Source organism: Rhizorhabdus sp., assembly GCF_018006725.1.
In the GTDB taxonomy this organism is placed as follows: Bacteria; Pseudomonadota; Alphaproteobacteria; order Sphingomonadales; family Sphingomonadaceae; genus Rhizorhabdus.
The window spans coordinates 1-6,826 of the sequence record NZ_JAGMXV010000235.1 but is presented as its reverse complement, the minus strand read 5'-3'; the positions used below and the strand labels follow the sequence as shown (position 1 = coordinate 6,826).

8 protein-coding genes and 1 pseudogene are annotated in these 6,826 nt (G+C 65.0%); 5 read left to right on the top strand and 4 right to left on the bottom strand.

Annotated features, from left to right (window positions below):
• Positions 1–505: pseudogene (gene proA / locus KAY22_RS22350) on the bottom strand (gamma-glutamyl-phosphate reductase); the annotation flags it as partial.
• 97 nt (positions 506–602) lie between these two features.
• On the opposite strand from proA, the gene KAY22_RS22345 reads away from it, so the two are divergent.
• Positions 603–1,676, top strand: coding sequence for a DUF3667 domain-containing protein (locus tag KAY22_RS22345; RefSeq protein ID WP_296625384.1), 1,074 nt, complete (start codon positions 603–605; stop codon positions 1,674–1,676).
• Between the two features lie 15 nt (positions 1,677–1,691).
• Here the strand turns inward: KAY22_RS22345 and KAY22_RS22340 are convergent, their stop codons facing one another.
• The 3 genes from KAY22_RS22340 to KAY22_RS22330 all read right to left on the bottom strand — a co-directional run bounded on the left by KAY22_RS22340 (position 1,692) and on the right by KAY22_RS22330 (position 2,643).
• Positions 1,692–2,045, bottom strand: coding sequence for a hypothetical protein (locus KAY22_RS22340; RefSeq protein WP_296625383.1), 354 nt, complete (start codon positions 2,043–2,045; stop codon positions 1,692–1,694).
• A 47-nt stretch (positions 2,046–2,092) separates the two neighbouring features.
• Positions 2,093–2,275, bottom strand: a complete 183-nt coding sequence (locus KAY22_RS22335; protein ID WP_165323929.1) for a DUF1328 family protein — start codon at positions 2,273–2,275, stop codon at positions 2,093–2,095.
• An 83-nt stretch (positions 2,276–2,358) separates the two neighbouring features.
• Positions 2,359–2,643, bottom strand: coding sequence for a BolA family protein (locus KAY22_RS22330; protein WP_296625382.1), 285 nt, complete (start codon positions 2,641–2,643; stop codon positions 2,359–2,361).
• A gap of 39 nt (positions 2,644–2,682) precedes the next feature.
• Between KAY22_RS22330 and KAY22_RS22325 the strand changes: the two genes are divergently transcribed.
• The 4 genes from KAY22_RS22325 to cobT all read left to right on the top strand — a co-directional run.
• Positions 2,683–3,285: a J domain-containing protein gene (locus KAY22_RS22325; RefSeq protein WP_296625381.1), complete on the top strand. Its 603-nt coding sequence runs from the start codon at positions 2,683–2,685 to the stop codon at positions 3,283–3,285.
• Between the two features lie 29 nt (positions 3,286–3,314).
• On the top strand, positions 3,315–4,319 hold the full coding sequence (gene cobS / locus KAY22_RS22320; protein ID WP_296625380.1) for a cobaltochelatase subunit CobS: 1,005 nt from the start codon (positions 3,315–3,317) through the stop codon (positions 4,317–4,319).
• On the top strand, positions 4,316–5,092 hold the full coding sequence (locus KAY22_RS22315) for a tyrosine-protein phosphatase (RefSeq protein WP_296625379.1): 777 nt from the start codon (positions 4,316–4,318) through the stop codon (positions 5,090–5,092). Before cobS ends, KAY22_RS22315 begins: the two co-directional genes overlap by 4 nt.
• Positions 5,092–6,826 (top strand): cobaltochelatase subunit CobT (cobT, locus tag KAY22_RS22310; RefSeq protein ID WP_296625378.1); only part of this gene is annotated, 1,735 nt, incomplete at its 3' end. The genes KAY22_RS22315 and cobT, both read left to right, overlap by 1 nt.

Sequence of the window (6,826 nt, the reverse complement as noted above, 5' to 3'; positions counted from 1 at the left end):
GCGCATGGTTGGTGGCGGTCGCCTCCGATCCGCCGCGCAGGATGCAGGCATTGCCCGACATCAGGCTGAGCGCGCCCGCATCCGCGGTGACGTTCGGCCGGCTTTCATAGATGATACCGATCACGCCCAATGGCACGCGCACCCGCTGGAGCAGCATGCCGTTGGGGCGGCGGCTCTCGTCGATCATCTGGCCGACGGGATCGGGCAGTGCGGCGACGGCTTCGAGCGCGGCGGCGATTCCTTCGAGCCGGGCTTCGTCGAGCGACAACCGGTCGATCATCGCAGCCGTCAGCCCATTGCCGCGGGCGCGCTCCACATCACCTGCATTGGCCGCCAATATGTCGGTGGCCGATCGGCGCATGGCGGCGGCCGCTTCGATCAGTGCGTGCGCCTTCTGCCGTGTCGGCGCGGTCGCCAGGGCGATAGCGGCCTGGCGCGCATCATGCCCCATCGAGGTGATGAGCGCGACGGGATCGGTGGCGGAAAGGGCGGACAATTCGGTCATGGCGGCGCCGTAGCACAAAGCCGCGGCCCGCCCAAAGTCACTCGCACTTGGTCCGATGCAATGCTAACTTTCACCCATGTCGGGGGAATTCGAGGCAATGGCCGATATGGCCACGGGGACAGTCGTCGCGCGCACGATCGATGGCGCAGGCAAAGCTGAGCATGGTGCCCGCGACGATCATCGCGGCGACTGCCTGAACTGTGGCACGGCCCTGATCGGGCCGCATTGCCATCGATGTGGCCAGTCGGCTCATGTACACCGTACCGCCAGCGCGCTGTTCCATGACATTGCCCATGGCGTATTCCATTTCGAGGGGCGCACCTGGCACACGCTGCCGCTGCTCTTCTGGCGGCCGGGCGAACTGACACGTCGCTACATCCGGGGAGAGCGGATCACATTCGTTTCGCCGATGGCGTTGTTTCTCTTTTCGGTCTTTCTGATGGTAGCGGTGTTCGGGCTCGTCGGCGGGCCCTTCGGTCCGATGCGGCTTCAGGGCGATCCGGTGAAGCTCGCGGAGGCGCGCACCGAGGCGGCGAAAGAGCTCGCCGGCGTCGAAAAGCGGATCGCGACGCTGGCGGCCGAAAAGCAGGCGCGCAACGCTCGTGGCGAAAAGACGCCCGACCTCAACGAGCAGCTTGGCGACCTTCGTTCTGAACAGGCGGCGCTGCGGCTGGTGACCACGGGGCAGATCCGCCCACCCAAGGCCGACGATGTCGAGGGGCTCAAGCTCAACATCGACACCGGCGTTCCGGCGATCGACCTGGCATTCAGGCATCTGACCCGCAATCCCGAGCTCACCGCCTACAAGATGCAGTCGACCGCCTACAAATTCTCATGGGCGCTGATCCCGATATCGCTGCCCTTCATATGGTTGCTCTTCGCTTTTCGTCGCGATGTCGGGCTTTACGATCACGCGGTCTTCGCGACCTATTCGCTCTCGGCGATGACTCTGATGGTCATCGGCGCGAGCGTGCTCGCCGGCATTGGGATCAGCCTGTCGCTGACCTTCTTCCTGATGGTGTTCTTTCCGCCCTGGCACATGTACCGGCAGCTGAAGGGCGCCTATGGCCTGAGCGGCTTCGGCGCCTTCTGGCGGATGGTGGCGCTTATTTTATCGGCCTACACGGCGGCGTTGATCTTCGTCGTCATGCTGCTGGCTATGGGCGCCTGACGGGAGGACCGCGTTCTATTTCGGCAGGCGACAGACAGGCAGCTTGAGTTTCGCCAGGTCGGCGCAGGGTCGGACCTGGACCGATCCGTCGAGCCCGATGAAGGTGGCGTAGTTGGCGCCGCGGTCACACTGGACCGTCCACATTTCGAGATTTTTGAACGGGCCCTGATAGGCAACCGGGCCGATCTTCCGGCAATATTGGCCTTCGTCCAGCACCGCACGGCGCAATGTCGCGCGTTGCTGCAGCGGAGAGAGCTTCTTCAACTGGTCGCTGAAGCCGTTAGGGGCCGCCTGTGCGGCGACCGGAGAAAGGCTCAACGCGGCGATGGCCGCAAGCATGACGATCTTCATCGGCTTGTAATAGCGCAAGCCGCGTCCTTCGCCCAGCGGGCGGAAGACGCGGCCCGCCTCCTAGCTTAAAGACTGTCGCTGATCTTCTTGCCGGCGAAGAGCGCCAGAAGCGCGAAGATGACGAACAGCGCGATCGCGACGAAGAACAGGATCTTGGCGAGGCCGACGAAGGCGCCACCGACGCCGCCGAAGCCCATGGCGCCGAGCACCAGCCCGACGACGAGGAAGATTAGCGCCCATTTCAGCATGATATGTCTCCGCTTTCGAGGTGCTGGGGAAACGGAGCAAGGGCGCGGAAAGTTCCTGAGGCGAAATCAGGTCTGTACGGAATCTATTCCCCCGGCGCGCGGGCCTTGATCGCAAGCGCGTGGACCTTGTCGCGGAGCAGGTCCGCCAGCGCCGCATTGACGGCGCGCTGGCGGGCGACGCGATTCTGGCCGGCGAAATGCGAACTTTCAATCTCGACGGTGAAATGGCTCTCGCCGGAACCGTCATGTCCTGCATGGCCGCGATGATTCTCGCTGTCGTCGATCACGGCCAGCCGGGTGGGGGAAAGCGCCTCGGTGAGGCGGGCGGTTATTTCTGCGGCCACGGGGCCCATGGGAGTCTGACTCATATTGCCTATATAGGGGGTTTGGATCGAACGAGGCGATACTTGAGCGAACAATCTTCCGCCCGCAATGCGCGCGCGCGGTTTCATGGACGGGTCGAAGGGAGCCGGCAGATCTGCGCCCAGCCGGGATGCGAGGCTCCCGGCGAATTTCGCGCGCCGGTGCCGGGTGGGCGGCGGCCAGGCTTCGACGGGCCGGGGGACTGGCATTTTCTCTGCCTGGACCATGTCCGCGCCTTCAACAGCGGCTATAATTTCTTCACCGGCATGAGCACCGAGGAGATCGAGGCGGAGCAGACCCCCTATGGCGGCTGGGACCGCGAAACCCGGGCCTTTTCGCCCGGGGCGGGCTCTTCGCCGCGCTGGGCGGACTTCGTCGATCCGCTCGACGCGATCGGTGCCCGATTCGCCCGCGCGGCGGACAAGGAGCGGAAGGACGGCAGGCCGCTGACCGACTCCGACCGCAAGGCGTTGAAGGTGCTGGGTCTCGGCAAGGACGCGGATCGAAGGGCTCTTCGGACACGTTACGCCGAACTCGTCAGGCGCTATCACCCTGACAGAAATGGCGGGGACCGGAGTCATGAGAAGGCTTTGCAGGATGTGATTTCGGCTTATACGCAACTCAAAGGCCGCCCGGCCTTCGCTTAAGCAGCAAAGACGATCCCAAAGGCACAGCTATGACCGATCTGCCCAACGTCCAGCCCGACAGCCGCACCGCGACGGTGCTGGAAGCGCCCGACCGGATGGTGAAGGTGCGCGAGATGTTCGGCATCGACACCGATATGGAAGTGCCCGCCTTCTCGGAGGCCGACGAGCGCGTGCCTGATGTCGATCCGGCCTATGTGTTCGACCCGGACACTACGCTGGCGATCCTGGCGGGCTTCGCGCATAACCGCCGCGTGATGGTTCAGGGCTATCACGGCACTGGCAAGTCGAGCCATATCGAGCAGGTCGCTGCCCGGCTGAAATGGCCGTGCATCCGTATCAATCTCGACGCGCATATCAGCCGCATCGACCTTGTCGGCCGCGACGCGATCGTGCTGCGCGACGGCCATCAGGTGACCGAATTCCGCGAGGGCCTGTTGCCCTGGGCGCTGCAGACGCCGACCGCGCTCGTCTTCGACGAATATGATGCGGGTCGTCCCGACGTGATGTTCGTGATCCAGCGCGTGCTGGAAACCGAGGGCAAGCTGACCCTGCTCGATCAGAATCGCGTGATCCGGCCAAACCCCTGGTTCCGCCTGTTCGCGACTGCGAACACCGTAGGCCTCGGCGACACCACCGGCCTCTATCATGGCACGCAGCAGATCAACCAGGGTCAGATGGACCGTTGGAACATCGTCGTGACGCTCAATTATCTGCCGGCGGCGATCGAGGCGCAGATCGTGCTCGCCAAGTCGGGCGAATATGACAAGCCCGATGGCAAGAAGACCGTCGAGGATATGGTCAAGGTCGCCGACATGACCCGCCAGGGCTTCATCGCCGGCGATATCTCGACCGTCATGAGCCCGCGCACAGTGATCAGCTGGGCGCAGAACACCCTGATCTTCAACGATGTGGGCTTTGCCTTCCGCCTGTCGTTCCTCAACAAGTGCGACGAGAGCGAACGGCCGCTGGTCGCCGAATATTATCAGCGGGTGTTCGGTAAGGATCTGCCGGAGAGCGTCGTCGGCAAGGCATGACGGCCACGCTCGACCTTTCGCCGCTGCTGCCGCTCGAAGGCGGGTTCAACCTGCGCGACATGGGCGGCTATGCGACCACCGACGGCCGCACCGTCCGGCGTGGGCTGCTCTACCGATCGGGCGTGATGTCCTATCTGACCGAGGCCGATGAACGCCATCTGGCGTCGCTCGGCATCGCGACGGTCTGCGATCTGCGGCGCGGAGGCGAACGCAAACGCCACCCATCGAGCTGGTGCGAGCGGGCAGGCGTTTTCTACTGGTCGCGCGACTATGCCGAGAGCAGCGGCGTGCTCGGCGAACTTCTGCGCGGCACTCTGCCCGATGCGGCGGCGGTGCGGGCCAAGATGCTGCATCTTTATACCGAGCTGCTGGTCGACCACGCGCCCTCCTACCGCTTCCTGTTCGCGCGGCTGGCGGAGGGGCAGGTGCCGCTGCTGTTCAACTGCTCGGCCGGCAAGGACCGCACCGGGGTCGCAGCGGCGCTGATCCTGTCGATGCTGGGCGTGCCGCGCGAGACGGTGTTCGACGATTATCTGCTGACCAATCGCTTTGCCGATTTCGGCCGCCTGTTCGATGACTCGCGCGGGGGCTATGACCAATATGACGCGGTCGATCCGGAAGTGTTGCGTCCGCTGCTGGCGGCGGATGCCGATTATCTCGATGCCATGTATGATAGCCTCGATCGCGACCATGGCGGCCTCGACGCCTATCTGGCCGCGATCGGCGTCGACGATCGGGCGCAGCGCGTGATCCGGGAAAGGGTGCTGGACTGATGGCCGAACAATCGCCCATCGAGAGCTTTCGTCAGGTCCTCGGCGGGACCGCGCGTGCGATGGCGCATGAGCCGGAGATCGAGCTCAACTTCACCGCCGAAACCCCGTCCGCCAGCTACAAGCAGATCCGCGTGCCGATGCCGTCGCGCAACCTGCCCGCTCAGGCGGTGGCGGAGGCGCGGGGCTTCGCCGACGGCTTCGCGCTCAAGATGCGCCACCACGACGAGGCCCTGCACGAGCGGATCGCTCCGGCAGAACCGGTCGCGCGCGCGATCCACGATGCAGTCGAGCAGGCGCGGATCGAGGCGATCGGCTCGCGGGCCATGGCAGGCGTGCGCGACAATCTGAACCACGCGCTCGACGTCCGTCTGCGCTCGGACCCGCTGGTGCGTGCGCGGACACGCGACGAGGTGCCCCTTTCGACCGCGATCGGGCTGATGGTGCGCGAGCGGCTGACCGGGCAGCCCGCGCCGGCCATGGCCCAGCCCGGTCTGGGGTTGGTACGCGAATGGATCGAGAGCAAGGCGGGCAAGGATCTCGACGCGCTCGAACTCGCCTTCGACGACCAGGCGGCCTTCGCCAAGCTCGTCAGCCGCCTGCTCGAGGATCTCGAGCTGATCGACGCCAGCGATGTCCCCGAGACCGATCCCGATCAGGGCGAGGACGACAGCCAGGACGAACAGAGCGAGGGCGAAGAACAGCAGGAAGAGGGGGACGATTCGGGCGGGTCGAGCGATTCGCAGGTCGAAACCCGCAGCGAACAGTCGCAGGGCGGCGACGAGGAGGGCGAACAGCGTCAGATGGACGACGACGCGCCGACCGACATGGAAGGCGAGGTCGGCGACGACGGCGAGGAAGGGATGATGCCCGTTCGGCCGAACCGACCGCTGTCCGATCTGCCGCCGAGCTTCGACTATCACGCCTATACGACCCGCTTTGACGAGGAGATCGCCGCCACCGAACTCTGCGACGAGGAGGAACTGACCCGCCTGCGGGCCTATCTCGACCAGCAGCTGGTTCATCTGCAGGGCGCAGTGACCAAGCTCGCCAACCGGCTCCAGCGTCGCCTCATGGCGCAGCAGAACCGCAGCTGGGACTTTGACCAGGAAGAGGGGCTGCTCGATGCGGCGCGTCTTGCCCGCGTCGTCGTCAATCCGACCCATTCGTTGAGCTACAAGATCGAGCGCGATACCGATTTCCGCGACACGATCGTGACGCTGCTGATCGACAATTCCGGCTCGATGCGCGGGCGGCCGATCTCGATCGCTGCGATCTGCGCCGACATTCTCGCGCGCACGCTCGAGCGTTGCGCGGTCAAGACCGAGATCCTCGGCTTCACGACGCGTGCCTGGAAGGGTGGGCAGTCGCGCGAGTCCTGGCTGGCGGCGGGGCGTCCGCCCGCGCCGGGACGGCTCAACGACCTGCGGCACATCGTCTACAAGAAGGCGGACGAGCCATGGCGCCGGGCGCGCAAGTCGCTCGGCCTGATGATGCGCGAGGGGCTGCTCAAGGAGAATATCGACGGCGAGGCGCTGCAATGGGCGCACAACCGGATCATCGGACGGCGCGAGGAGCGCAAGATCCTGATGGTCATCTCAGACGGTGCGCCGGTCGACGATTCGACCCTGTCGGTCAATAACGGCTCCTATCTCGAGCGGCACTTGCGCCAGATGATCGGCTGGATCGAGAACAAGTCTCCCGTCGAACTGATCGCGATCGGCATCGGCCATGACG